Annotated in this window: 37 protein-coding genes and 1 pseudogene; 20 read left to right on the top strand and 18 right to left on the bottom strand. The window is 36.6% G+C overall.

From position 1 onward, the window contains the following. Positions 1–270: 270 nt before the first annotated feature. The 3 genes from BKP37_RS08875 to BKP37_RS08865 all read left to right on the top strand — a co-directional run bounded on the left by BKP37_RS08875 (position 271) and on the right by BKP37_RS08865 (position 2,961). Positions 271–771: a helix-turn-helix domain-containing protein gene (locus BKP37_RS08875; RefSeq protein ID WP_071309256.1), complete on the top strand. Its 501-nt coding sequence runs from the start codon at positions 271–273 to the stop codon at positions 769–771. A gap of 830 nt (positions 772–1,601) precedes the next feature. Next, entirely contained in the window at positions 1,602–2,390 is a 789-nt protein-coding gene (locus BKP37_RS19640; protein WP_071309255.1) for an NERD domain-containing protein, read from the top strand. Continuing rightward, positions 2,371–2,961, top strand: coding sequence for a hypothetical protein (locus BKP37_RS08865; RefSeq protein ID WP_071309254.1), 591 nt, complete (start codon positions 2,371–2,373; stop codon positions 2,959–2,961). Before BKP37_RS19640 ends, BKP37_RS08865 begins: the two co-directional genes overlap by 20 nt. A 190-nt stretch (positions 2,962–3,151) precedes the next feature. Here the strand turns inward: BKP37_RS08865 and BKP37_RS19220 are convergent, their stop codons facing one another. The 3 genes from BKP37_RS19220 to BKP37_RS08860 form a co-directional block, all read right to left on the bottom strand. Then, the gene (locus BKP37_RS19220; protein ID WP_245712483.1) at positions 3,152–3,316 is read right to left on the bottom strand and encodes a magnesium chelatase domain-containing protein; all 165 of its coding nucleotides are present in this window, start codon (positions 3,314–3,316) and stop codon (positions 3,152–3,154) included. Positions 3,317–3,745: 429 nt separating this feature from the next. Beyond that, positions 3,746–3,853 (bottom strand): putative holin-like toxin, encoded by a 108-nt coding sequence (locus BKP37_RS20475; protein ID WP_245712482.1) that lies wholly within the window; start codon positions 3,851–3,853, stop codon positions 3,746–3,748. A 423-nt stretch (positions 3,854–4,276) separates the two neighbouring features. Next, positions 4,277–4,489 carry a helix-turn-helix domain-containing protein gene (locus BKP37_RS08860; RefSeq protein ID WP_071309253.1) on the bottom strand — a complete coding sequence of 71 codons (213 nt, stop codon included), beginning with the start codon at positions 4,487–4,489 and terminating at the stop codon, positions 4,277–4,279. 147 nt (positions 4,490–4,636) lie between these two features. Between BKP37_RS08860 and BKP37_RS20045 the strand changes: the two genes are divergently transcribed. The 5 genes from BKP37_RS20045 to BKP37_RS20720 all read left to right on the top strand — a co-directional run bounded on the left by BKP37_RS20045 (position 4,637) and on the right by BKP37_RS20720 (position 5,953). Continuing rightward, positions 4,637–4,774, top strand: coding sequence for a hypothetical protein (locus tag BKP37_RS20045; RefSeq protein WP_169823114.1), 138 nt, complete (start codon positions 4,637–4,639; stop codon positions 4,772–4,774). A 308-nt stretch (positions 4,775–5,082) separates the two neighbouring features. Continuing rightward, positions 5,083–5,298, top strand: coding sequence for a DUF1659 domain-containing protein (locus BKP37_RS08855; RefSeq protein ID WP_071309245.1), 216 nt, complete (start codon positions 5,083–5,085; stop codon positions 5,296–5,298). Positions 5,299–5,309: 11 nt separating this feature from the next. After that, on the top strand, positions 5,310–5,471 hold the full coding sequence (locus BKP37_RS21000) for a DUF1659 domain-containing protein (RefSeq protein WP_084034618.1): 162 nt from the start codon (positions 5,310–5,312) through the stop codon (positions 5,469–5,471). 39 nt (positions 5,472–5,510) lie between these two features. Next, positions 5,511–5,726 carry a DUF2922 domain-containing protein gene (locus tag BKP37_RS08850; protein WP_071309244.1) on the top strand — a complete coding sequence of 72 codons (216 nt, stop codon included), beginning with the start codon at positions 5,511–5,513 and terminating at the stop codon, positions 5,724–5,726. A gap of 92 nt (positions 5,727–5,818) precedes the next feature. Further along, complete coding sequence (locus BKP37_RS20720; RefSeq protein ID WP_071309252.1) at positions 5,819–5,953, top strand: YvrJ family protein; 135 nt, start codon at positions 5,819–5,821, stop codon at positions 5,951–5,953. Between the two features lie 105 nt (positions 5,954–6,058). On the opposite strand, the gene BKP37_RS08840 is transcribed toward BKP37_RS20720, so the two are convergent. Together BKP37_RS08840 and BKP37_RS20040 are read right to left on the bottom strand one after the other, a co-directional pair. Beyond that, complete coding sequence (locus tag BKP37_RS08840) at positions 6,059–6,625, bottom strand: hypothetical protein (protein WP_071309251.1); 567 nt, start codon at positions 6,623–6,625, stop codon at positions 6,059–6,061. A 14-nt stretch (positions 6,626–6,639) separates the two neighbouring features. Next, the gene (locus tag BKP37_RS20040) at positions 6,640–6,813 is read right to left on the bottom strand and encodes a hypothetical protein (protein WP_169823113.1); all 174 of its coding nucleotides are present in this window, start codon (positions 6,811–6,813) and stop codon (positions 6,640–6,642) included. A 430-nt stretch (positions 6,814–7,243) separates the two neighbouring features. Between BKP37_RS20040 and BKP37_RS19210 the strand changes: the two are divergent. Then, a pseudogene (locus BKP37_RS19210) lies at positions 7,244–7,538 on the top strand (transposase); the annotation flags it as partial. Between the two features lie 159 nt (positions 7,539–7,697). Here BKP37_RS19210 and rbsB read toward each other — a convergent pair. The 6 genes from rbsB to BKP37_RS08810 are packed head-to-tail and all read right to left on the bottom strand — an operon-like array spanning position 7,698 to position 13,358. Beyond that, entirely contained in the window at positions 7,698–8,618 is a 921-nt protein-coding gene (rbsB, locus tag BKP37_RS08835) for a ribose ABC transporter substrate-binding protein RbsB (protein ID WP_071309250.1), read from the bottom strand. Further along, on the bottom strand, positions 8,615–9,520 hold the full coding sequence (locus BKP37_RS08830; RefSeq protein WP_245712484.1) for an ABC transporter permease subunit: 906 nt from the start codon (positions 9,518–9,520) through the stop codon (positions 8,615–8,617). Before BKP37_RS08830 ends, rbsB begins: the two co-directional genes overlap by 4 nt. 43 nt (positions 9,521–9,563) lie before the next feature. Next, positions 9,564–11,066: a sugar ABC transporter ATP-binding protein gene (locus tag BKP37_RS08825; RefSeq protein WP_084034615.1), complete on the bottom strand. Its 1,503-nt coding sequence runs from the start codon at positions 11,064–11,066 to the stop codon at positions 9,564–9,566. A 15-nt stretch (positions 11,067–11,081) separates the two neighbouring features. Further along, positions 11,082–11,471: a D-ribose pyranase gene (gene rbsD, locus BKP37_RS08820; RefSeq protein WP_071309248.1), complete on the bottom strand. Its 390-nt coding sequence runs from the start codon at positions 11,469–11,471 to the stop codon at positions 11,082–11,084. A gap of 1 nt (position 11,472) precedes the next feature. Continuing rightward, the gene (rbsK, locus tag BKP37_RS08815) at positions 11,473–12,366 is read right to left on the bottom strand and encodes a ribokinase (RefSeq protein ID WP_071309247.1); all 894 of its coding nucleotides are present in this window, start codon (positions 12,364–12,366) and stop codon (positions 11,473–11,475) included. Further along, positions 12,363–13,358 (bottom strand): LacI family DNA-binding transcriptional regulator, encoded by a 996-nt coding sequence (locus tag BKP37_RS08810; protein WP_071309246.1) that lies wholly within the window; start codon positions 13,356–13,358, stop codon positions 12,363–12,365. The genes rbsK and BKP37_RS08810 overlap by 4 nt, the downstream gene beginning before the upstream one ends. Positions 13,359–13,526: 168 nt before the next feature. Here BKP37_RS08810 and BKP37_RS20035 point away from each other — a divergent pair, with 168 nt between their 5' ends. From BKP37_RS20035 to BKP37_RS08790, 8 genes are all read left to right on the top strand, one after another. Beyond that, complete coding sequence (locus BKP37_RS20035; protein ID WP_169823112.1) at positions 13,527–13,700, top strand: hypothetical protein; 174 nt, start codon at positions 13,527–13,529, stop codon at positions 13,698–13,700. A gap of 133 nt (positions 13,701–13,833) precedes the next feature. Beyond that, positions 13,834–14,049, top strand: a complete 216-nt coding sequence (locus BKP37_RS08805) for a DUF1659 domain-containing protein (protein ID WP_071309245.1) — start codon at positions 13,834–13,836, stop codon at positions 14,047–14,049. A gap of 11 nt (positions 14,050–14,060) precedes the next feature. After that, positions 14,061–14,222 (top strand): DUF1659 domain-containing protein, encoded by a 162-nt coding sequence (locus BKP37_RS20995; RefSeq protein WP_084034618.1) that lies wholly within the window; start codon positions 14,061–14,063, stop codon positions 14,220–14,222. Positions 14,223–14,261: 39 nt separating this feature from the next. Beyond that, on the top strand, positions 14,262–14,477 hold the full coding sequence (locus BKP37_RS08800) for a DUF2922 domain-containing protein (RefSeq protein WP_071309244.1): 216 nt from the start codon (positions 14,262–14,264) through the stop codon (positions 14,475–14,477). A 92-nt stretch (positions 14,478–14,569) separates the two neighbouring features. Then, complete coding sequence (locus tag BKP37_RS20715) at positions 14,570–14,704, top strand: YvrJ family protein (RefSeq protein ID WP_071309252.1); 135 nt, start codon at positions 14,570–14,572, stop codon at positions 14,702–14,704. Between the two features lie 216 nt (positions 14,705–14,920). Beyond that, on the top strand, positions 14,921–15,202 hold the full coding sequence (locus BKP37_RS08795; RefSeq protein ID WP_071309243.1) for a helix-turn-helix domain-containing protein: 282 nt from the start codon (positions 14,921–14,923) through the stop codon (positions 15,200–15,202). A gap of 171 nt (positions 15,203–15,373) precedes the next feature. Beyond that, positions 15,374–15,898 (top strand): competence protein ComK, encoded by a 525-nt coding sequence (locus tag BKP37_RS19195; protein WP_084034613.1) that lies wholly within the window; start codon positions 15,374–15,376, stop codon positions 15,896–15,898. A 24-nt stretch (positions 15,899–15,922) separates the two neighbouring features. Further along, positions 15,923–16,744, top strand: a complete 822-nt coding sequence (locus BKP37_RS08790; protein WP_071309242.1) for a hypothetical protein — start codon at positions 15,923–15,925, stop codon at positions 16,742–16,744. Here the strand turns inward: BKP37_RS08790 and BKP37_RS08785 are convergent. Then, positions 16,718–17,299, bottom strand: a complete 582-nt coding sequence (locus BKP37_RS08785) for a transposase (RefSeq protein ID WP_071309241.1) — start codon at positions 17,297–17,299, stop codon at positions 16,718–16,720. The two genes, BKP37_RS08790 and BKP37_RS08785, sit on opposite strands and share 27 nt — an antisense overlap. Further along, positions 17,292–18,821 carry a YifB family Mg chelatase-like AAA ATPase gene (locus BKP37_RS08780; RefSeq protein ID WP_071309240.1) on the bottom strand — a complete coding sequence of 510 codons (1,530 nt, stop codon included), beginning with the start codon at positions 18,819–18,821 and terminating at the stop codon, positions 17,292–17,294. The genes BKP37_RS08785 and BKP37_RS08780 overlap by 8 nt, the downstream gene beginning before the upstream one ends. Before the next feature lie 383 nt (positions 18,822–19,204). Here BKP37_RS08780 and BKP37_RS08775 point away from each other — a divergent pair, with 383 nt between their 5' ends. Then, on the top strand, positions 19,205–20,308 hold the full coding sequence (locus BKP37_RS08775; protein ID WP_084034612.1) for a Fic family protein: 1,104 nt from the start codon (positions 19,205–19,207) through the stop codon (positions 20,306–20,308). Positions 20,309–20,521: 213 nt separating this feature from the next. On the opposite strand, the gene BKP37_RS20030 is transcribed toward BKP37_RS08775, so the two are convergent. The 4 genes from BKP37_RS20030 to BKP37_RS08765 all read right to left on the bottom strand — a co-directional run bounded on the left by BKP37_RS20030 (position 20,522) and on the right by BKP37_RS08765 (position 23,051). Beyond that, a complete protein-coding gene (locus BKP37_RS20030) occupies positions 20,522–20,692 on the bottom strand; it encodes a hypothetical protein (protein ID WP_169823111.1) in 171 nt (56 codons plus the stop codon). 146 nt (positions 20,693–20,838) lie between these two features. Next, a complete protein-coding gene (locus BKP37_RS20025) occupies positions 20,839–20,991 on the bottom strand; it encodes a hypothetical protein (protein WP_169823110.1) in 153 nt (50 codons plus the stop codon). A gap of 123 nt (positions 20,992–21,114) precedes the next feature. Further along, positions 21,115–21,570, bottom strand: coding sequence for a hypothetical protein (locus BKP37_RS08770; protein ID WP_084034611.1), 456 nt, complete (start codon positions 21,568–21,570; stop codon positions 21,115–21,117). Between the two features lie 212 nt (positions 21,571–21,782). Beyond that, positions 21,783–23,051, bottom strand: coding sequence for a Fic family protein (locus tag BKP37_RS08765; protein WP_071309238.1), 1,269 nt, complete (start codon positions 23,049–23,051; stop codon positions 21,783–21,785). A 391-nt stretch (positions 23,052–23,442) separates the two neighbouring features. On the opposite strand from BKP37_RS08765, the gene BKP37_RS08760 reads away from it, so the two are divergent. Together BKP37_RS08760 and BKP37_RS08755 are read left to right on the top strand one after the other, a co-directional pair. After that, positions 23,443–24,099 (top strand): hypothetical protein, encoded by a 657-nt coding sequence (locus BKP37_RS08760; protein WP_139193095.1) that lies wholly within the window; start codon positions 23,443–23,445, stop codon positions 24,097–24,099. Positions 24,100–24,327: 228 nt separating this feature from the next. Continuing rightward, a complete protein-coding gene (locus tag BKP37_RS08755) occupies positions 24,328–24,912 on the top strand; it encodes a helix-turn-helix domain-containing protein (protein ID WP_071309236.1) in 585 nt (194 codons plus the stop codon). A 39-nt stretch (positions 24,913–24,951) separates the two neighbouring features. On the opposite strand, the gene BKP37_RS08750 is transcribed toward BKP37_RS08755, so the two are convergent. After that, positions 24,952–25,221 (bottom strand): ATP-binding protein (locus tag BKP37_RS08750; protein ID WP_169823109.1); only part of this gene is annotated, 270 nt, incomplete at its 5' end.

The following is a 25,221-nucleotide window of genomic DNA, read 5'->3' as shown; positions in this document are numbered from 1 at the left end:
ACCGATCAATCGAAAACTTTATTGCCATGATCTATGCAACAGCTAACAAGTTTAAGTTAGAAGTGAAGCCACATGCTTAGATTATCTCCTTCTCAATCTAACTATGCACTTTCATACTTAAAATCGTCGGTCAAGTGGTTTCCTTGACGGTCGATTTTAAGTATGAAACCCTAGTAAAAGTTGAGAAGATTACTAGACTATTATTCTTTATGAAATCTTGTGTTCCAATAGAAATTAGCGAAGAGCCAAAAAAGTATTAGAAGCATCACTATGCTTCCTCACATTCTACTATACAACCCTTGCTCAAAACCTATAACAGCCAAGCCTCCTAAAAAAAATTCTGTACTTTTCCAACATACACCAAAATCCCAATATACCTTGTGTTCACAAACTTTTATCCGCTGCATAATTTTAATTAAAAAAGGCGGTAAGCTGGCGGAAGAAAAAAGTATAGTTACAGTAGCTATCGGTAAATGCATTAGATTTCAAAGGGATTTTAAAAAAATGTCACGCGAAAAGCTTGCAGAACAATCTACCTTAAGCAGCAACTATATTGGACAAAATGAAAGAGGTGAAAGTAGCCCTTCTTATGATGAAATACTTCTTAAATTTGCATTTGGTTTAGGTCTGGACCCCCTGGTACTTTTTCGTCAAATAAATAACGAGATCCTCCCTATCGTTGAAGAAGAAGTCAAAAAAAATCGGTCAGAGAATTTGTACTCTCCATTTTACCTACGCGCTTTCCGTAAGCGTAAAATAGTCCCCACCTAGATCAGTAATCAAATTATACGTTAACTCAGTGGGCCTTTTTTATTATTCTAATTTCAACCTTACTATATCCCACCGACTTAATCTTGGGTAGGATCGCGTAACTAGCCAGTCCATTCTACAAATTTTATTACTGCTATTTACTATTTATGTACTTCTTTTTGAAATCATCAGCGCACTCTTTACAACAAAATATATGACCATCTTTCTCATACTCTAATCCAATTTTAGTAAGAACTAAATTTCCACTATAATAACAAATTGTTCCATCTGAAAACCGCGTGACCATTTACTCCGCCACTCCTATTTTCACTTTTTCTTCCGTTTACGGGGCTTGCCCTTCTTCCGATAACTATTTAGCCATCCGATTTGTACTCTTGCCATCCAACAACTCTCTATACATTCGCTGAACGATTTTGGCTTGTTCAACATTTATAACCATGTCTCCATTTTCAGCGTATCCATACACATAGCGAGGATACTTTTCAGTAAATTTTCTCCGTTAGTCTTCTTCCCCAGGCGACGCTTTCCGGAAGACTTCGGCTCTCTTCTTTAGCAAGACTACTATAAACGGTTAACATGACTTCACTATCTTCATTCATGGTACGAATCCCTAACCCGTTCATGTTTACAAAATTTGGTCGAACGAGGCTCCTGTCCCTCCGATCCTATTAAATTCACTCACATGGGAATTTAATAAACTACTGATTTACTAACCAGACAATCTTCGACAAATTTCGGGTGGTGCCAGGCACGAACAACCTTCCTTTTCTTCTCTACCCCATTGCTATATACTAAAATTATCCAAAACAAACCAGAATTGAGGTCTACCTATGATATCCGAAATCCATAATAAAATCTCACAAACTGGCAGCAACCTCTCGGATCGACTTGAAGATAAGCTAACTGGCGACTTCTTTGGGGCCATCCGATATCTACCTTTTGAAATAGGCTTAAAACATGTACTTACAACTACCCTACTTTCTAATCAGAACACCCAAGTAAAATGGCTATCCTTTATTTCTAATCAAAAAGGCTATGATTATGAAATGGAGTTTTGGCCCCGCCAAGAGGCTGGTGAAATTGATTTATTGATTACATTTGAAGACACAGTCATTGGGATAGAAGTAAAGTATTTAAGTGGTATTTCATCTGAAGACCAGGAAGAAGACATAGTAGTTGATTATACTCAAAGTTACAATCAATTGGCCCGCTATTCCCGTATGTTGGAGAAGTTTTCTGTTAATAAGGATGTTTACTTACTTTTTCTAGCCCCATATGAAATGATGAACACGGTTAAGAAAAATATTGAAGATCGCTCTATTATTTCACCCTCGGTTCAATTAGGTTTTCTTTGTTGGCAGAATATCCTTGAAGCGCTAAAGGAACAAGAGTTAATAGATTTAGAAAAAGGACAGAAGTTGATCTTAGAGGATTTGCAGCTGCTACTAACGAAGAAAGGGTTTATTCGCTTTAAAGGGTTTAAGGATACCATCTTTCACCAACCAATCATCAAAGGTGGGTATATATTTCAAAGCGACATGACACTAAACAAAGAAAACTGGCATTGGCCTACTCAAATGATAAAGGAGAGAGATTATTATGTCTTCAACGACTCCTAATATGGGGAAAAATATTTCTACAGCAGTCGATGTATTAAGAGAAACGTACAAAAATCTCCATTTACTATTTTCAGAACTCGACCGTATTGGAGAGGATGAGGGCTTTGTTCCTATTACTCCTAAATTTCTAAGATGGAAATCTGACTCAGCCCACGAAGGCTGGCTAACCAGTAATTTTATAAAGCTATATCAAATAGAAAATGAGCACCCATTAACGAATATTACCGATTTAAAAAATGGACCTATCTTTGGAATTGAAGTTGATCTTGGGGAAAACGAATATCCAGTGATAGCACTTATTCGCTATCATTTTGACTACTCTTATTGGACAAGACTGCCTAACGTCTCGGATCATTGGGTATTTTGGGGACCGTTTAGGTATGATCACTTATTTAAAATTGAAGAAACCGAAGATACCTGGACTAGTAAATCTGTAGAAAAAACGAAACTACGCTATTGGGGATTTGAACATGCTGTCGCGCACTATATTCCCCTATTATCAATCACCTCATCTGAGGACATTAAAAACAAACTATTTCAGCAACTGAAAAATATACCAGAAAGCTTTTAAAAAATAAACGTTTATGCTTTGAAAAGGATCTTGGGACATAATAGCTATACCCAAGATTCTTTTTCTTATCATTAGCCGCTCAAAGTTAGTAACCAACATTACACCATTCAACTTGTACGATTACTGTATAATAATTACTCTTTACATTTACACTAGATGTGCGGAGCGAGGGACCTGTCCCACTGTTTCTTCAAACTCCCCACCGATATAAAACACCAAGCGCAATCGCTAAGTCAAACAACGGACCATTTTTCTTCTGCTCCGCTGGAGACAAATTTACGACTATTTTCTTATCAACGATTGAATGTCCCATGTTATGTAAGGCGGCTGAAACACGCTCTCGCGATTCTTTCACAAAAACATCCCTCCTAAGGAATATGTAACAACATTTTAGGTTGAAATGATAGAGCTAAATTGAGGTTTCTGTTCGTTAAAAAATGAGGAATTAACGGAAAAAACATGGGGGAACTTTACAGTTTATCACTTATATTATAAAAAGCCATTATAACACCTGTCAAACAAAAAATGATTTTGTACATGGGAATTTAAAAACTACTGATTTACTAACCTTACAATCTTCGACAAATTTCGGGTGGTGACAGGCACGAATCTCCTCCTTGCTGAAATAGCGAAAGATGGTGTATACTTTAGTTAGAAATGACGTAAAATAAAAAGTACCTGAGCGCAGCAACGCTCAGGCAATGCAACTACATGCCGCTTGAAGATCGGCTGAAAGAAAGATTTTTGCTGAAATAGCTCACCTTACTTTCTCAGGGCAGGGTGGCTATTTCTTTTTGTTTAAATTGACGACAATAGTTACGATTAATGTGAGAAGCGCTATTAACACTAAACTAGATTGTGCTATTAAGCTAAATGCTTGATATGTCGTCATATGCTTCACCCCCTTTCTTTCAGGGAGTTCAGCCGCCACCTTGCAATATGAGAGTTGCACTATTATTCTAGCACATCCGTTCCCTCACTACTATTGAATTCGTTGAACTAAAATAGAAACAAATACAAAAAAGCCAGTTGACACTTTTAATTATGAATAACTTTAGATATAGTCAATATATTATAAATAGAGAAGCTACTAACACTTCTCCATACAACCTCTACCGTCAGGGTGGTGGTTGTCAAAGTTTAATTTTTCTTATGAAAACCACCCTTTTGCTTGCGACGGCGTAGGGTGGTTTTCTTGTTTTCTAGTATGTTCTTCCGAAAGAAATATGCACTAACTTCTCGCACTATTCCCTTCAAAGCTTCTCGTAGAAATTCAAGAAATGTTTCCATAGGTGTCTCTTCTAGACAGACTCACTCATTCCCTTTCTAACCTCAAAATATCATTGATATCATCTATATTTAAAGCGTTGGCGATTTTTTCAATATGCTCAAATTGTATTCGCTGTCTTTTTCCATTGGCTAACTCACTTAACGTAGCACGACGAATTCCTGTTATTAAATGTAATTGATGAATGGAAAGATCATGTTTATATAACAATTCATTTAGACATAATTTTAACTTCCTCATATTTTTCCTCCCATTTCCATTTAAATGGTTGACTGTACTCTTAAGAGTACAATATAATATATATAATAATTGTACTCATATGCGTACAGGCTTATACTTAATAACTAAAATTCATATAAATCAATAGAGGAAAGCGGGTGAATTGAAATGAATGTTGATAAGCAACTGATTACCGTTTTATTGGGGTCTCTAAGCCCTGGTCAAGCTGAGCAAGTAAGGGATATAGTATTGTCAATGTACCTGGAGAATAAAGAAGAGGAAAAAAATGATGGATGCGAACATTAATAAACAAAATGGTTAAAAAAGACTACAGTTTTCATAGAACAATAAATTAGGAGATATTAGGAACAAATTTTCTACAACTAGCAGAATAATAACAAATCGAAAGAAAACCCAAAAACACCCTGAGCCGTTCAATAATACGACTCAGGGTGAACTTCTTTAACATGCTTTTCAAATAACATAGAAATCTCTCAAGTAATTAATCTATCAACATACAACCTTCGACAAATTTCGGGCGGTGACAGGCACCGTCTCAACATGTCCCCTTTTCCCTCTTTCCTTGTATTTATAAAGTGAAGGAGGTGATAAGGATGAACGAAAACATTATGCAAACAAGATTATCATTAGTATTTCACGGTGGTTTCGATGATGAAGGTAAGGAAATTTTAGTAACTAAGAACTTCTCTAACATTGACATTACTGCAACAAGTGAACAACTTAAGAATACAGCACAAGCTCTAGCAACACTGCAGCAATTCACGTTAGAAGGTGTGACACGAAACAATGTGTATGACGTGTTGAACTAGTTACTAGATTAATAGATGAAGGTAAGGAAATTTTAGTAACTAAGAACTTCTCTAACATTGACATTACTGCAACAAGTGAACAACTTAAGAATACAGCACAAGCTCTAGCAACACTGCAGCAATTCACGTTAGAAGGTGTGACACGAAACAATGTGTATGACGTGTTGAACTAGTTACTAGATTAATAGAAGCAAAAACGGAGGTGAAAGTAGATGGCTAAAAAGATTGAACTTATCTTTAAAAATGAAATGGGTCGAAACGTAACATTGTCTTTAGACAATCCAATTGAACCAGTTGATCCAACTCAAGTTGCTCAAGTTATGGATGCAGTTATCGCTGAAGATGCGTTTATTTCCACAGGCGGTAAGTTAGTAAGCAAACATACCGCACGTATCGTCGAACGTTACGTATCAGACATTGAAATTTAGGGGTCTGACCCCACCACACTAAAGAGGAAGCGCACGCTTCCTCTTTTTGAATAAACATTTCAATCTAAACTTAGAAAGGAGCTCGATGACAAATGGAAATATGGATCCCACTGATCAGTGAATACGGTTTTCCAGTAATGATCACATTATATTTACTGCACAGAATCGAAAAGAAGCTCGACACTCTAAACGATTCCATGACCCAGTTAGCTAACCATCTTAAGTGAAGAATGCTCGTTGAAACAGTATAAACTCATACGCAAACACAAAGAACGAACACGCAATCACGAATGATGCTGTTCGTTCTTTTTATCGCTTTAAAGCGATGGGGGTCAGACCCCAGAAAACCGAATGACTTCCCCTTCTTGCAAGATTTTTATCATTTGAAGAAGTTCACCTTCTTCGTAGTCTTTTTCAATTTTGAAAAAACCAAACTGACTATAGAAATCTATCAAATAAGGTATGTCCTGGCATTCAAGCATAACAATCCTTCCCCCTAAACGAGCTTGTCCCTCCATTAACGTATAAAGGCAATATTGCATCATTTCATTACCTGTTAAGCTACCAAGGAATAACTCATTTTTTCCGAATTGACCAATTAAAATCGCAGGGAATTCTGTAATTTTCTCTCCACCAATCTTAGCACTAAATCCATCAAAAACCTTAGTTTTTCTCCGTGACAATAAATCTTCAGGTATTTTCAGGACTTGCAAGGCTAATGTGAAGTAAGCTAGTATTCTTAGTTCATCATCAGAGTCTTCGTCAAAAATTAGGTATGTTCTACTCTTGCCAAGTTTTTCGAATATTATTGCTTTTTCTTTTAGAAAATTTTCTATATCTGGGTCTTTTTTGCACACAAAAATAGAAATAAGGTCCTGAGCTTTTAACTCATCACTCATTTCTATCAAATGCTTTAGCGAGATAATATTTGTTTTAATTTCTGTTCACCTCGCCGCTCTTTTTCAGGCGAAATAATATTCCTATCTATTTTCACATGATCTGTAGGAGTGGATATGATTTTTGCAAATGACTCCACAGCCTTTTTGCTATTTAAGGTAAAATCCTTATTAAAAGAAGATGTGGCCATTTTAATCCCTCCTTTTCTTAATTAAGTCCGTGCCATATCTTTAAGTACTTATATTGTATCACAATTTCATCATTTTTAGTACGATTACTTAAGAAATGAAATTGTATAATTCATATCCATTATCCTCATAATATGCACAGACACTAAAAAGATTGCAAACGGATTTTATTTTGAGTATTGTAATACTTTATCCTGAATTATTCATAGAAAATCGATAATAGTCTATAATTGCCTATCTAATAAGCTTTTTCATTAAACGATCATGCATCAAACAAATGAAAAAAGACCCATTTCTGATAAGGTCAAAAGTACCACCAAATAACCGACAGAAAGGGTTCTTATAATGGCTACTTTACCGCAATTAACACTTGATTTCAATCGTAAAATTGAATTGTCAAATGACGGAGGAGAACTCTCGTCCAATACGTAATTGTTGTTTAACCATACGTTCCTAGTGACTAATTTAATAGATGCCTTTTCTCCCAGAGATATCATTCTTACTTATCAAAAAAGAGGTACGATGGAGAATTACATCAAGGAAGCTAAGAATGGTTTTGGTTTTGATAAAATGAATAGTCATTCTTACAAAGTAAAATGAAGGAAAGATGATGTTGATTTTATTGGCTTATAACTTAACGAACCGGTTGCGTACGCTTTATTTTCCAGAAGAACAAAGGACCATGCAAATCGACACCATACGTACACGAATTATTAAGGTTGCCAGTGGAGGAAATGTAAAAAATCACCCCAGGCAACCCAGTATTATGGCTGCTTGGGGTGAGCTGTCCTCTCCAACACTACTACATAGAAATCCTTAGATTATCAATCTATTCCACTTAAAACAATCGACATATTTCGGGTGGTGCCAGGCACCGTCTCCTCAATTACTCTGTAACTAACTCTAAGTCTACTGGAATAAACTCTTCTACTGCATCTCCTTTTAATACTGATAGAGCAGTTTCTAATGCTTTTTCTCCAATTAGAACAGGTTGTTGTGCGACCGTACCGCTTAGGCGGCCATCTTGCACTGCTGCAACGGCATCGTCCGTTGCGTCAAATCCAATCACGAAAATGTCGTCTAGACCAGCTGCGGAAATTGCTTCTAAAGCTCCTAGCGCCATTTCATCATTATGAGCAAATACACCAACGATATCTGGGTTACCTTGTAAGATATTTTCCATTACGGTCAATCCTTCTGCTCGATTAAAGTTGGCTGTTTGGGATACAATCTCTACTTTGCCTTGTGCCACGTTGTGGAAGCCTTGACCACGTTCACGTGCAGCTGACGACCCAGAAATCCCTTCTAATTCAACTACCTTGACTCCTGCTCCAACAAGGCTTAATAATAAGTCGCCTGCCATCTCTCCACCAGCAATGTTATTGGATGCGATATGTGCCGTAATATCCCCACTATCAGCACCACGGTCTACTGTAATAACTGGAATACCAGCACTGTTTGCAGCTTGCACAGCTGTAACTACTGATGACGAGTCCGTAGGGTTAATAAGAATTAGATCCACATTACGTTGAATTAAATCCTCAACATCGTTTACTTGTTTTGCATTATCATCTTGTGCATCAACAATAATTAACTGAATACCTAGTTCATTCGCTTTTGCCTCTGCCCCTTCTTTTAAAGTAACAAAAAATGGATTATTTAGAGTAGAGATGGAAAACCCAACTGTAAAACCATCCTCTTTCGGTTCAGAATTCCCATTGGAACTTCCTGTAGGAGAATCTGTTGAACAAGCTACGATCACCAACATTAACATTGAAACCAACAACATCAAAAAGCTTTTTTTCATTTTTTCCTCTCCCCTTTTTTAAGCATTTTTTTGCGATCCATCAATACGGCTAATAAGATCACTCCACCTTTAACAACCTGCTGGAAAAATGAACTTACTCCTAATAGATTTAACCCGTTATTGAGGACACCTATGATCAAAGCACCAATTAAGGTACCGATGATCCAACCTCTACCACCTGTTAAACTCGTTCCACCTAGTACAACTGCAGCAATGGCATCTAATTCATACATTGCCCCGGCAGTTGGTTGTGCTGAATTTAATCGGGATGTTAAAATCAACCCCGCTAAAGCTGATAAAAATCCAGTTAATGAATAGACATATATTTTAATCCGGTCAGCTTTTATCCCCGATAAAATTGCCGCTTCCTCGTTTCCACCTACAGCATAGACACGTCGACCAAAGGTCGTTTTCTTTAAAATGATATAAAGGATTGTAAAACTAATCATCATGGTTACGGCAGGGAATGGAATTCCAAGAAAGTATCCTCTGCCCATCATTTCAAAAAAAGTAGAATCACCTAAACCAGTAATCGGTCGCCCTTCTGTATACATTAAGGTGAGACCGCGATAAATAGTCATAGTCGCTAAAGTTGCTATGAACGGAGCTACTTTTCCTTTTGAAATAATTAGGCCATTAAACGCTCCAAGGAGAGTCCCAACAATTAGTCCAATAGATACAGCAATAAATGGGTCCACTCCTGATGCTAGTAAACTAGCAGTAACTGCACTAGAAAAGGCAAGGGTCGAACCAACGGACAAGTCGATACCACCCGTTAATATAACAAACGTCATCCCAAACGCAATCAATGCATTAATTGAGACCTGTCTAAGTACATTTAAAATATTTGAGAAGGTTAAGAAGCTTGGATTCATAATTGAAATAACAATGATAATTACCATCAAACCAATAAAAGGGCCTAATAACCCGAGTAACGGTTTCAAATTATTTTTTGTGAACACTTTTTTCACCCCCGGTGGCATAATGCATGATAAGTTCCTCACTTAATTCATCACGATCTAATATTTTCATTAATTTTCCTTCAAACATAACTGCAACACGAGTGCTCATTCCAAGAATCTCAGGTAACTCCGAGGAAACCATAATGATCGCTACACCCTGTTCTGCCAACTCATTAACGATCGAGTAAATTTCTTTTTTCGCTCCCACATCTACCCCTCGAGTCGGCTCATCTAAAATAAGAACTTTCGGATTTCTTTCAAGCCACTTTGCTATTACTACTTTTTGTTGGTTCCCTCCACTTAGTGACTTTGCTGTTTGATTTGGTCCTGACGTACGTACACCAAGTTTTTGCACTAACTTTTTATATAATTCATTTTCTTTTCGGCTTGAGATCCACCCATTTGCCGAAATCCCATCAAGATTCGATAAACTCAAGTTATGTTGAATACTGAAGTTGACAATTAATCCCTTCGATTTACGATCTTCTGTAACAAAACCAATATGGTGCCGAATTGCATTTACTGGATTGTTTATTTTTACAGGTTGACCATCTATTAGAATTTCTCCGTGACTGGCTTTTCTGTATCCAAATATCGTTTCAACCACTTCTGATCTCCCGGCACCCATTAATCCTGAAATACCAAACACTTCACCGGCTCTAACATCAAAAGAAACATTTTCAAACTCACCAACTCTAGTCATTTCTTTTACTTGTAATTTAACCTCACCTGGTTGAAAGTTTTGTTTTGGAAAACGATCACCTAGTTCACGTCCAACCATCATTCGAACTACTTCTTCAAAGCTTGTTTCTGAAATTACCTTTGTTCCTACATATTCGCCATCTCGTAATACAGTAATGCGGTCACACAATGAAAATATTTCCTCCATCCTATGTGATATATAGATAAACGCGACTCCTTTTTCTTGAAGCTTATTGATCGTCTTAAATAATGTTTCAATTTCCCGATCTGTTAGAGCTGCTGTTGGTTCATCCATAATAATCACATCAGCATTTGTCATTAGTGCTCGAGCAATTTCAATAATTTGCTGTTTTCCAACTGATAAATTTCCAGTTCGTTCCGTTGGTTTGACATCTAAGCCAAGTTCTGCTAGCTTTTTTTCCGTGATTTGGTTCATTTCTTTTGTACGCATCCACCCAGTTTTTCCATATATAAGCTCATTTCCTAAAAATAGATTTTCCGCTACTGATATTTCAGGTAAAATATTTAACTCTTGATGAATAACCGCAATACCATCATTTTCTGCTTCTTTTGGATTTCGATAATTAACTTTCTTGCCTTTTACTTCAATAACCCCTTCATCTTTCGCATAGATACCTGTTAAAATTTTCATTAACGTTGATTTTCCTGCGCCATTCTCACCCATGAGTGCGTGAATTTCTCCTTTTATTAAAGAGAAATCTACATTTTTTAGAACTCGATTATGATTAAAAGACTTCGAAATGCCAGACATTGTAATCATCATACCGAAACTCCTCCTTTAAAAGATCACTCCCGCTTTTAATATAATGTTGGCATACGGTTTGTTTTCTCCTGTACGAATAATTGCTTTTGCATTCTTTGTTAGTTCTTTAAAGTTTTCATGTGAGACCATCTTTATAGGAAGATTTATAGCTTCTAAGTTGGAATAGAGTTCTAGATTGTAAGTTTTTACTTCTTGTGCGAAAGTAGCTTCTTCTACTTCCATATCAGCTAAAACTTCATACAATACATCTAAAAATGAAGGTACACCTTGCTTTAATGATAGATCAATACACTTCACACTCTCTGGTATTGGTAACCCACAATCTGCAATCACAATTGTATCTGTGTGTCCAAGTTTAGCTAATACTGAAGCAATATCACGATTTAATATGCCGTGTTTTTTCATGTTACACACCCTCTTTTTTTAAAAAGATTTCAAGTTCTTTTCTAGTAGGCATTCCGCTTTGCGCACCTAATTTTTGAACTGATAAAGCTGCTGCCCCGTTAGCAAACTTGATGGCTTCCTTTAAACTTTGACCTTCTGTCATCGCTACAGCTAAAGCCCCATTAAAGGTATCTCCCGCACCTGTTGTATCTATTGCGTCAACACTAAATGTCGGTATGCAGTTGAACATTTCGTTTTCTAAGTACGCAGCTCCCTCTTTTCCTTGAGTAACCACCAGCTTTTGAGCGATAGGGTGCTTCCGGAAGTCCTTAAGTTCACCGAATAATTCGGTGGCTTCTGTTTCATTAGGGGTAATTACCGCTGCCCTCATCCATTCTTCCAACTCTAATTTCTTTGCTGGTGCTGGATTAACAATTAACGGTATCTCATTGTCATGGCAAAGTTCTAAAATATATTTAATCGATTGTAAAGGTATTTCAAACTGTACAAGGACGAGATCACTTTTTAATATTTCTTCTTTTAAAGTCTCAAGATAGTTTACATCTACACAATCGTTCGCCCCTGGAGTCACGATAATTCTATTGTCACCTTCTGAGAGAATGATTGTCGCAACACCTGAACTTTCACCTGTAACCGGTTTCACACGTAGGTGAATTCCCTCATCATGTAAAACCTTTTTTAACTCCGTACCAAATTGATCATCACCTACACATCCAATAAATTGTACTTGACCACCAAGCCTAGAAGCTGAGATCGCCTGATTAGCTCCTTTACCGCCTGGCAACATTTTAAAAAATCCACCTATCACTGTTTCCCCTTGTAAAGGGAATTTGGTTGTATTTGTTATCAAATCCATATTAATACTCCCGATGATTGTTATTAATGGTTTTTTCATGCTTTCTCTCCTCTCATTTTTGTTGTTCCTCGTACTACAAGTTTCGTTGGAAGTTTATATAAGTTTGTATCTAGGGTTTTATTTTCAAATTGTTGAATAAGTAACCTTGCACCCAAGGCTCCCATTTCATAAATCGGTTGTTCAATTGTTGTTAAAGAAGGCGCCAACATTTTCCCCAACGGAATACCATCAAAACCTATAATTTGAAGGTTATCAGGAATGGTTCTGCCTAATGTATGTGCAGCTTTCATTGCTCCTGCTGCAGTAATATCACTGCTTGTAAAAATCCCATCAATGGTTGGATACTTCTTCAATAATTGCATTGTTACCTCTTCAGATTTTTCAAAATTGAAATCGCTATTAACAACAATATTTGCTATTCCTTTTTGTTGGACAACACTTTGAAAACCTCGTAATCGATCTTCAGCAGAGGTTAATCCAATTGGACCTCGTAAATGAGCAATAAATTTACACCCACAATCAATTAAATGCTCAGTGGCCACAATAGCACCATTTTCATTTTCTGAAACGACAGCTGGAATATCTTCTGATAAAATTCGGTCCAAAGCAATAATAGGTACAGCCATTGGAGCCAAATCTGTTACATCAAGTTGATTGGTAACTAAAATAATTCCATCTACATATTTTTGTTTAAGAGCTTCTATATATTGCTTCTCTTTTTTTTCATCGTCATCTGTATTACATAACACAACTGTATAACCATTTGATAACGCCACATCTTCAATTGCCCTAGCTAATTCAGGGAAATAAGGATTTGTGATATCTGGTAAGATAAGACCAATCATACGAGATGATTTACTATAAAGGGTTCGTGCCACAGCATTTGGTTGAAAATTAAGTTTTTCAATAGCCTTTACAACTGCTTCCTCTGCTTCCTTACTTACATAGCCCTTTTTATTTAGTACTCTCGATACTGTCGCTGCTGATACATTTGCATATTTTGCTACATCACGAATTGTTGTCACTTTCATCACGCCTTAATAAAATTAACTGTAACCGGTTACATGTAGTTTATTATTAATTACAAGTTTTCGTCAACAAAGAAGATACAACAAAAACTATTAATTTTCGTGAATATTCGAGTGGTGACATTGACCTCTTTTACACCAAAGGAACTATCCATGGAATCTTGTTCATAGATGGCATTTACGGTTTTAGCTATTCCTGGTTGGGCAAATTTATCTTCATGTTCTGGAATACCTAATGGTCTTTTCTTATTTGTTCCCGGTTTATTTATAGGTTCTTCGTACCAGTATAGGTCGATAACTCATCTGTTTCATGCGCTTAGTATTATCAATGCACCTGGAGAATAAAGAAGAGGGAGCAATTGACGAACGTGAACATTAAAAAGATGAAAAATGTTTAACCTAAAAAAATTCGGTGGGACAAGGACCTATCCCCTTTTCCCTCTTTCCTTGTATTTATAAGGTGAAGGAGGTGATAAGGATGAACGAAAACATTATGCAAACAAGATTATCATTAGTATTTCACGGTGGTTTCGATGATGAAGGTAAGGAAATTTTAGTAACTAAGAACTTCTCTAACATTGACATTACTGCAACAAGTGAACAACTTAAGAATACAGCACAAGCTCTAGCAACACTGCAGCAATTCACGTTAGAAGGTGTGACACGAAACAATGTGTATGACGTGTTGAACTAGTTACTAGATTAATAGATGAAGGTAAGGAAATTTTAGTAACTAAGAACTTCTCTAACATTGACATTACTGCAACAAGTGAACAACTTAAGAATACAGCACAAGCTCTAGCAACACTGCAGCAATTCACGTTAGAAGGTGTGACACGAAACAATGTGTATGACGTGTTGAACTAGTTACTAGATTAATAGAAGCAAAAACGGAGGTGAAAGTAGATGGCTAAAAAGATTGAACTTATCTTTAAAAATGAAATGGGTCGAAACGTAACCTTGTCTTTAGACAATCCAATTGAACCAGTTGATCCAACTCAAGTTGCTCAAGTTATGGATGCAGTTATCGCTGAAGATGCGTTTATTTCCACAGGCGGTAAGTTAGTAAGCAAACATACGGCACGTATCGTCGAACGTTACGTATCTGACATTGAAATTTAGGGGTCTGACCCCACCACACTAAAGAGGAAGCGCACGCTTCCTCTTTTTGAATAAACATTTTAATCTAAACTTAGAAAGGTGCTCGATGACAAATGGAAATATGGATCCCACTGATCAGTGAATACGGTTTTCCAGTAATGATCACGTTATATTTACTGCACAGAATCGAAAAGAAGCTCGACACTCTAAACGATTCCATGACCCAGTTAGCTAACCATCTAAAGTGAAGAATGCTCGTTGAAACAGTATAAACTCATACGCAAACACAAAGAACGAACACGCAATCCGAAATGGGGCTGTTCGTTCTTTTTATCGCTTTAAAGCGGTGGGGGTCAGACCCCAGAAACGAAAAATTTCTTCCTAAATCCCCAGAATACATGCCATGGCTTCTGTTCACTGAATTCTACCGGATGCATAATTTTAGTTAAAAAGGCGGTAGAGTAGTGAGGAAAAAAACGATAGTTGGAGAAAGGGCTGGTAGAATCATAAGATTCCACAGGGATTTAAAAGATATGACACGTGAAAAACTGGCAGAACAATCTACCCTTAGTACAGGTTATATTGGTCAAGTTGAAAGAGGTGAAAGAACTCCTTCTTTGGAAGCCATTTATAAAATTGCTGTTGGCTTAGATATGGATGCCATGGTTCTCTTGGAAGAAATCACAGAAGAATCCCTTCCTCCTATTGAAGAATTTGTTAAAAAGAACCGACCCGAGGAAAACTAGTCATCCTCATTTATCCCTCTTTCATCCCTTATTACTTACCACCAACCACCTATTAGTAAAAAAGTGCTTTTTAGTATGATGACAACGAACATAATTCCATGAATGATACTTTTACTCGCCTTTTCCAATCCTACCTTTTTAAAACATATGTAATCGAGAGGAGCTTTACAAATGACCAACCCAATACTAAAAACTTACGAAATCACGAAAAACACAATGGCATTACTCCCCATCGCCCACACAGATTATCATACCATCGCCATCGAACCGACTTGTCAACACTACATACGAAAAACACCGCTGCAACTGATCAAACACGCGTGTTTAGAAGCTGGTTCTACCTATGAAGGAAGGCGCACTGCCGTTATTCACCAAACAGGTGCCAAACACAAAGTACCAATCCCGATTGATCCACTCGAGCAAATCTACGCATTTCCTACCCACTCACCCACGCAATTCGAATGCTCATGGATTTTCCACCATCATATCCGTTCACTCTCACCACAAGTCACTCCAAAAAAACCGAACGAAACCGTGATTACCTTTAAAAACAACGAACAACTGAGATTACCCGTATCCTATTACACGATGGAAAAACAGCTGCAACGCACGTCGTATTGCATGATCCGCTTTTCGCACCGTTTGTACGAACGAGCAACGACAAGCCCACACATTTCTACAGAACTTACCTATTAATAATCCCCGAAAGGAACATGAAAAATGAAACCAGGAAACATTAAACAATTCTCTCACTTACGCGAATTCACAACGCTCCAGCAATTTAATGAAACAATGAAACAAACCTTATCCCAATATGGTGACCAGTTTACAAAAGGAGAGCTTATCGCCTTTACAATTCTTACCCGTTTTAGCGTCAAGGAAATTGGCATTTGTAATGCACGCATCTGTAAATTAGTCGAAGCCGCACAAACGGAAAAAGGGGGTGTTTCACGTTCAACATTTGAACGGATGCTAAAGAAAGCAAAACAACTCGGCATCCTGTCCATCCACCATACAACAAGGGAAAAAGGAGGTTACTCCCACAACGTCTACGTTTTCCACCGTTTTGACGGAACGCTAAGCGAAAAATTGACGGAGCGACAAACCACTAAAAAGTCGACCACACCAACGCCTCCCCCTGAAAAAATTCGAGCAGAAACTAGTAAACTTGAAAACAAAATAAAAGATAAAGATCTTCGTCCTATTACGCTAGACACACTCGACCATACTTTCGTACCAAGCTACGTTCCTACCTCGTTCACGAAAACCGTCAAACCATTCTTTAACCGCGCCAAACAAATCTGCGAACTCTGGGACCGGGTACTTATTGCTTATCGGCAAATGAAATTTACTGAGGCCATCGAATCACTCCTACCAATCATCACCGAAGCGTTCAAAGAAACGGTTTACAAATTCAAGCAAAATAAGATCCAAAAGAGCTTCACCGCTTATTTTTACGGGACATTAGTTGGTAAACTAGTCGTGCAGAAACGAAAATACGCGGCAAAAGAAAGTTTATTCGGTCGTTGGCTTAGGATGTAATTCGACAAAATCCGGGGCGTGCCTGTCACTAAACTGTTCTCTCTTTTGAGTATCTGTTCCTGGAAAGTAGTTCAGAAGGTGAGTTGTATCAATATAGTTGGGGGGAAGCACGTGCGGATTAGCGTAAAATTGAAAGCTACTCCATGGATAATGTTCAGGAGATTTGACCATTTTTGCCTTAATGGGATTCAGATGGATATAACGACTTACAGTAAGCATCCCACCTGTATCTTTGACCATTTCAGAAAAGTACCTTTTTTCAAACACATGACCAGTTAACTTGTATTTGGTGTTGTAGTAATTCGCATAGCGTTTATTCACTAGTGCCATAACTTTAGAAATCGACTCTTCTTGCGATCGTAATAACAAATGAAAATGGTTAGTCATTAAACAGTAAGAAACAAGCTCATAAGGAAACTTCTCATATATCTTTTCTAGCATATGCAAGATTTCGATAAAATCATTACGGTCGCGAAACAGTGGGTCTCGGCGATTGCCACGACAAACAATGTGATAAAACATATTCGGAATCCAAATTCGTTTTGGTCTACCCATGGTACTCACCTAGTTGATAACCCTTTACCTTTATTCCACGTAGTTCAAACGCCTCGATCATTGCTTGATCTGAGATTTTTTCTTCATTGTTTAAATCAGCAATCGTTCTCGCTATTCGAGTCACTTTCACATGTACTCGATTACTTAAACCATGCTCCATACAAATATCATGCATCAGTTGCTTTTGTTTTTCAGTTAATGGACTTACTTCTAGTAATCTTTCAAGTAATACTTCCCCATTGGTGATCTCTGCTCCATAGCGCTCATACTGTCTTTGCCTTGCAGCTACGATCCGTTTTCTTATGTCTAGCGACGATTCAGTGCTAGAAAAATTCATCTCCTTTAGATTCACCGGCTTTAGCGTCAGCACGATATCCATCCTATCAAGAATTGGCCCTGATACCCGATTTTGATACGCTCTGATTTTGTTTTCTGTACATGTACAATACTGTTTACTAGAACCTAAGTACCCACAAGGACATGGATTCATCGCTGCTAGAAAAATAAACGTTGATGGGTATGTGACCGTAGAATGCGCACGACTGATTGTTACTTTCCCATTTTGCAAGGGCTGACGCAGCATATCCAACGTCTTTTTGGAAAACTCGGCTAATTCATCTAAAAACTGGACGCCACAATGAGCAAGGGAGACTTCTCCAGGCTTAGGGTTTGACCCACCGCCAATAATCGAGACCGCAGAAGCTGAATGATGAGGGTGTCTGAAAGGGGGTAATGTGAGACTATCTAGTGGTGCATCAGCCAATTGGTATAGACTTACCTTTTCAAGCTGAGCATCTTTTGATAATTGGGGTAAAATGGTTGGAAAGGTTTCAGCAAGCATACTTTTCCCGCACCCAGGCGGACCTTCCATCATCACGTGGTGTCCACCCGCAGCTGCGATTTCAAGTGCGCGCTTTGCACATTCATGACCAATAATTTGTTTAAAATCACGATCAAGAACGATGGCTTTTGATTCAGATACCTTTTCAACAGAATGAAACGGAAGAACAGGTTTTCCTGATAAATGCTCCAAAACTTCATGAACAGAAGAAACATAAACTAATTCGAGATCTTCAATTGCAATTTGCGGAAAATAAGGTTCAAACGGTAAATACAACTTTTTCATTCCTAGTTGTTTTGCAGCTAAAACGCATGGCAACATCCCTTGAACAGGGACAATGGAGCCATCTAATGACAATGCGCCGATAAACGCTGCATCCTTTGGAGGTTTCTCACTTACAAACTCCCCACCGATTAATACCCCAAGCGCAATCGCTAAGTCAAACAACGGACCATTTTTCTTCTGCTCCGCTGGAGACAAATTCACGACGATTTTCTTATCAACGATTGAATGCCCCATGTTATGTAAGGCGGCTGAAACACGCTCTCGCGATTCTTTCACAGAAGCATCCGGTAAACCGACAATAATGACCGATTCCACCCCTTCCATGACTTCGACTTCCACTTGGACACGATACCCTTCCAAGCCCTTTAGACCAATACTATTTACTTTTGCAGACAAACGAACATCCCTCCTAAGGAATAGTACGATACATTTTTGTTTTGAAATAATAATAGAAATTAGGAACTGACTTGAGTTGAATTGGGTTTTCCATTCGTGTAAAAAAGATGAGGATGAAACAGATGAAAAATACGGGGGAACGATACAGCTTTTCACTTTTATTATAAAAAGCCAATCTAACACCTGTCAAACAAAAAATGATTAGTACATAAGAATTTAATAAACTACTGATTAACTAACCAGACAATCTTCGACATACTTCGGGTAGTGACAGGCACCGTCTCCTTGCGATATTTTTTTGATAAAAAATAGCATAACGTATCAAAATGAGGTATTATAGGTAATAATATTACAAAAATATAGTAATAAAGGAGGTATTAAAGTTGAAAAAACCATACAATTTACCACTCCTCCCTATAACATTTGATGCCGAAACTGAACTTGCATTTTATAAAAAGGTAGTTGAAGCTTCTGCCGAACTAGAAAAGCTAAAACAAAAGCTTCGTTATTCGTTGGTTAATGAATCATTTATTCAACTATTAACTTTACATGAGTCTGTACAATCAACTAGAATTGAAGGAACACAGGTTACGTTTAGTGAAATGCTTGAAGATAAAATCGATCAGCAAGAGGATTGGGAGAAAGTTGAAGTTAGGAACTATCAAAGTGCGCTAAAATTGGGAGTAGAGGCTATTCAAACTGGATACCCCTTAACAGAACGTTTAATTCGTGAGATGCATATAGAATTAATGAAAGATGCCAGAGGTTCGGTTAGTTCTTCAGGGGAATACAGAAAAATTCAAAATTTTATTGGTCCAACCAAACACATCAAAGATGCTTCCTATATTCCACCTGAACCTCAGCTGATGGGAGAATACATGGCAAATCTTGAACGGTATATAAATGGACATCCATATCAGCTTCCAGCCGAAGAATCATTCCATCCACTCATAAAAGCAGCGATCATCCATGCTCAGTTTGAATCCATCCACCCTTTCTTAGATGGAAATGGACGCTTAGGCAGAATACTTATTGTTTTATATTTGCTTCAGTCTAACTTAATTGAAACACCATTCTTTTTCTTAAGTGAGGAGTTAGAGAAAGAGAAATTTAAATATTATGCTATGTTAAATGGTGTTCGGGCAATTGGAAGAAAAGAGCCGGATTGGGAAAATTGGATTCTGTTTTTCCTTGATGCTACTATTCGTATGGCGAAACACCAATACAATAAATTAGATCAAGCTGAACAATTATACAATGAAGGACTCTCCAAGCTTCAGCAACCTGCAACAAAGAAAGTTTGGGGTGCTTTATTTTCTAATCCTATTGCGACAGTACAACAAATCAAGGAGACAACTAATTTAGCTCCTCCAACTATTAGGAAAAGCCTTGGAGAACTTGTTAAATTAAATATGATTTTTGGTGACGATAGAAGGAGAAATCGCCGCTTTTATCAATACGATTTAATTCGAATTATGTCTGATTAACGGGATATTAGGAACAGGTAAGATGTCCCCTAGAAATAGAGAAAAGCCCTCGATGTGAACATATTCCTGTCAAATCGTAACGTACTCGATTGTTAACAGTCACGCAACCACTACCGTCATGTTGCCACTTTTAATTATGAATAAACTTAGATATAATGGATATATAATAAAAAAGAGAAGTGCTGCTAACACTTCTCCATGCAACCTCTACCGTCAGGGTGGTGGTTGGCAAAGTTTAATTTTTTTATGAAAACCACCCTTTTTCTTGCGACGGCGTAGGGTGGTTTTCTTGTTTTCTAGTATGTTCTTCCGAAAGAAATATGCACTAACTTCTCGCACTATTCCCTTCAAAGCTTCTCGTAGAAATTCAAGAAATGTTTCCATGATTATCACCTCCTTTCCTAACGGAAAGAAGCATAACAACCAACCACCCTCACAATATTCAGTTGCATCTACTATTTTACCACACTCTTACATTCTACTAACTTTACAATCTTCGACAAAATTCGGGTGGTGACAGGCACGCATCCCTAATTCTTTTTCTTTAATTCATTAATAATTCTCTTGGTGAATTCATCTTGATTTTTAAGTTCATAATTTGGAACTGCATATACTCCCGCTGCATCTTCTTCTAGCTTTTTTACCTTTTCTAAATACTCTTTGCTGAGAAATTGTGCACTCATCGCTGTTCCCTCCTTAATCAAAATACTTTTGAACCAACTTTCTTGCTCCATTCGTATCAATGATCATTCTACGTGAATTCGGATCAATTAGAATCGCTCCATATATATCTTGATAATGTTTAACTAACTTTGACTTCGCATAAAAAGCGGTATACCCTTCAACCCTAAGTCAAAACTTGCCTTACAAGCAATCGCAAAAAGATGTCCACCTACACCTATAAAGTCCTTATTAGTTCCAATATTCCAAGGTGCGCTTTCTACCAAATTTAGTTCAACCCAACCATCTTTAATCTCATAGGCAACTAACCCTTGTATAATATCATCATTTTTTACTAATAATTTTTTCAAGACAAAATTTGGCCTCTCTAAATATATTCCCCAATCAAATGGATTCCAACCATTAATAACATTTATCTTTTTTAAATCTAATTTATTTACTGGCTTTACTTCAGTAGAAAAAGTTTCTCCTGTGATACTTTGAATAAGGCATGGAGTCAGCTCGTCGATTAACGTATCTATTTCTGGATAATGCAATTGAATATTATTTCTTATTTTAATTAATAGTACTTCTTTTTCCACAAGCATTACCCTCCAATTTACCGTGCTTGTTATAATTATACCATACGCCTTGATACAATTTTAGAGCTAAAAAATTGAAGTTGTGCCACATGCACCTGTAGTCAGAGGATATAAATAAAGAGAAGAGGGACAACGGACTTGCTCTCTCGCCATTCGACAAAAACCAACAAAGTTCGGGTGGTGACAGGCACGAATCCCCAATAATGAATAAACTAATACTCTTTGTATCCTTTTAACCCTAAATATTTATATATATATTTCTTTCCTTTCTTATCCCTCTTAAAAATACCTAACTCCGTTAATTCAGAAAGATCTGTTCTAGCAGTTTCATAGGATACTTTCATTTTTTTTAGGTATTCCTGAATTGTAGTTATATTACTTTCCTTTCCTTTAATAAAGGTCAAAAACTTTTTTTGTCTTTTAGATAAAATTATGTCATCTTTTTCTAATTCTAATGACAATAAGTCATGCTCAAGCTCTTTGTTTAACTTTGTTATCATATCTTCGATAGACTCTAAAGTCATTTCAGAATAAGCTTTTATAAAATATGTTAAATCACTTCCATAGTCTTCTGTATCTTTAATAGCCTTATAGTATTTCCCTTTTTTCTGATTTACAACAGTGGAAATTGAAAAAAATCTAAAGAAATTATATCCCTTCTTTAGTAGATACATATAAGAAAAAGCTCTAGCAACTCTACCATTTCCATCATAAAATGGGTGAACATACACAATATAAAAATGAATAATAAAGGCTTTTATTATTGGATTAATAAATTGTTTTTCATTATTTATAAAGGAGAACAATTCATCCATCATTGGTTGCACATCTTCCAGCGGAGGTGCAACATAAATTGGTTCCGTTTTAGTTTGATTTTCAGACATTACATAAACTGGACCATCTCTATACTTTTCAGTTATTTCATCCTCTTCTAATGTGTTTTCTGTAATAATTTTATGCAGCGATAAAAATATTTCCTCATTTAACTCACTATGCAAGTTTTCTAATATAAATTCTAATGCATGATAGTTGTTTAAGATCATTTTTTCACTTTTATTTTTGGGATCCTTAGACTTTACCAGTTCCCGGGTTCTTTTTTTAGTTGAAAAAGCTCCTTCTATAACACTTGAAAAAAATGCTTCATCAATTAGACTTTCTATCAGTAATCTTTGTTGTATTTCAGATACTACTAGCTCGTCTAGTCTCTCCTTGGCTCTAACATCAATATCATGTATTAATTTTTCTAAACCTTGTGTCATTGAGTACCAAAATTTATTACCGTCTTGATCCTTTAATGCAACTAATCGACCATTCATCTTTCTTTTTTCTAATATATCCCCCCACAAATTAGCTCGAATTTGCAAAAGGTTACTATCAAGTCTATACATAATTTCTGGTTTGTTTAAATACCTTTCAATTGTGAATTTCTCATAAAGCTCTTGTAACAAATTACTATCATACTTAATATGAAAATCATCCATGAATTCCACCACCTTAATTGTTCAGTATAGTTAATTAAAATTTTTTTATACCGAAAATTTAATATTACTTACTATTTTATTACTAATTTACTACTAATGATACATTTTTTAATAATTTTGTTTCACCATAGTAATTCTATAAATTATCTCAAGCGAATAACTTGCAATCATAAAAGTAAGCACCCATCCCTGAGTGCTATGAACTGAAACATAGGGACAGGTTAACTGTTCCACTTGCATAAAGGACATAAAAATTTGGTGGGACAACGAACCTGTCCCCCTGTTTCAACAAGGTGTCACAGTGACGTTTCCTGTGAAACATATCGATTAACCTAGTAACAACTGGTATAATTAGGTAACAACAGAGTACGTAAACTAAATGAAGAAGGGAATGAAACGGTTGAATATTGAAGATGTTTTTATTAAGAAGGTTGAATTAGATGATGATTTTAGTTATAAAGATCTTTATAACGATGACAGAGGAGCTAGTTTTAAGGAGCAAAATAAGACATTGATAAGTAAAGCAATCCTCAAAAAGCTAATTACTGTAGAGAAGTTTGTCCTTGCTGAAAATGTTCAAGATGAATTATCCGAAATAACTGAGGTAAAAGGCATTGAAAGGTCTTTCATTCAACGCCTAAAGAACTATCATAGTGAACCTGATTATATTATTGCACCACTTATCTATTTATTAAAGAGGCTAGACCCGGACTTTACCCTAAGTTATAAAGGGAATACATTTAAAATCATATCTAATTTACTAGAAGTTGATCTTTGTCCAAGAATAGATGGGAAAAATGCTGAACCTAGGATATATTTTCATGAAGAAAAGATTGCTATTACCTCATCAAATGATAATGTTGAAAATTTAGCAGATATAATAGCCGTTAAAGGCGTAAAGGTCTTTATTATAAGTACAGATGATCTTTCGAATGTTATTTATGCCTACAAGGTAAATCGGAATGATAGGTATTTTGAAATCGCAGAAAAATACAAAGACATTGTGAGAGCAGAACTATTTGATGAAATTGGAAAATTTGTGAATTAGGTTATGTTAACAAACAGCCCAATAGTGATTTTTCTAATTGGACTAGTTTTTTTATCAAGAGCTTTCTTTCTATTAATGGCGGATCGTCCACAGGCACTGAAAATTCAATCCCGACAATCAATTACCAAATAAAAGATACATTTCCAACTAAAACATATTGTGATAACCTCTCATCTCTTTTAGAGTAGTTTACTAGTTTCAAAATTCCAAAGATGGAGATGTTGATATATGGTTTTATCACGCACAACAGAAGGAAAAATTCTAGATCTTACTCTTTCAGGTTATTCACAACGGGCAATCGCTAACCAAGTTAACACTTGCTTAGCTACTGTAAATCATCGTGTTAAATTATTTAAGGAAACAGGTTCAACAAAATTGTATCCCTGCAAGCGAAAATCGAAGTATGAGCCAATCGAAGAAATGACGAGGCAGCGCATACGCTATTACCTTGCTTTAGAAACAAAAAAGAAATCATTTACTATCGAACAATTACAACTCCTACTAAATGAAGATGGTTTCCCAGTGAGCAAATCGAAAGCTCAAAAATGGATCCATTTAGAAAGAAATCGTCTAAAAGAAAGTTACCTTGATATCTTTCATGAGCCTGGACAAATGGTGCAGTTTGATTGGGGAACGAAACGATTGAAGATTAATGGCTTTTATCGTACGGTGTGTTTTGCCGTTTTTGCGCTCCCATTTTCCAACCACCGCTTCATTCACGTAACAGAAAAAATGAATGGCCGCGCTTTTGTGGACGCATTTATTGCGTTTACAAAGCATATTGGCTGTATTTGGCAAGTAAAAAATGTATGAAATGGCAATTAAAAATGCATGCCACTTGCCACCTATAAATTATTGATGCAATAAAGACTCTTTATAACGGAAACTATCACCTTTAAATACTAATAAATGCGAATGATGAATTAATCGGTCAATGACAGCCTCAGTTAGTATGGGATCACCAAAAACATGGCTATCACCTTTAAATACTAATAAATGCGAATGATGAATTAATCGGTCAATGACAGCCTCAGTTAGTATGGGATCACCAAAAACATGGTTCCACTGACCGAATTGTAAGTTTGTTGTAATTACTATACTGGAATTTTCATAACACATTGA

Source organism: Anaerobacillus alkalilacustris (genome assembly GCF_001866005.1).
Taxonomy (GTDB): domain Bacteria; phylum Bacillota; class Bacilli; order Bacillales; family Anaerobacillaceae; genus Anaerobacillus; species Anaerobacillus alkalilacustris.
The sequence above is the reverse complement of the archived record's forward strand: the minus strand, read 5'-3'. Positions and strand labels throughout refer to the sequence as shown.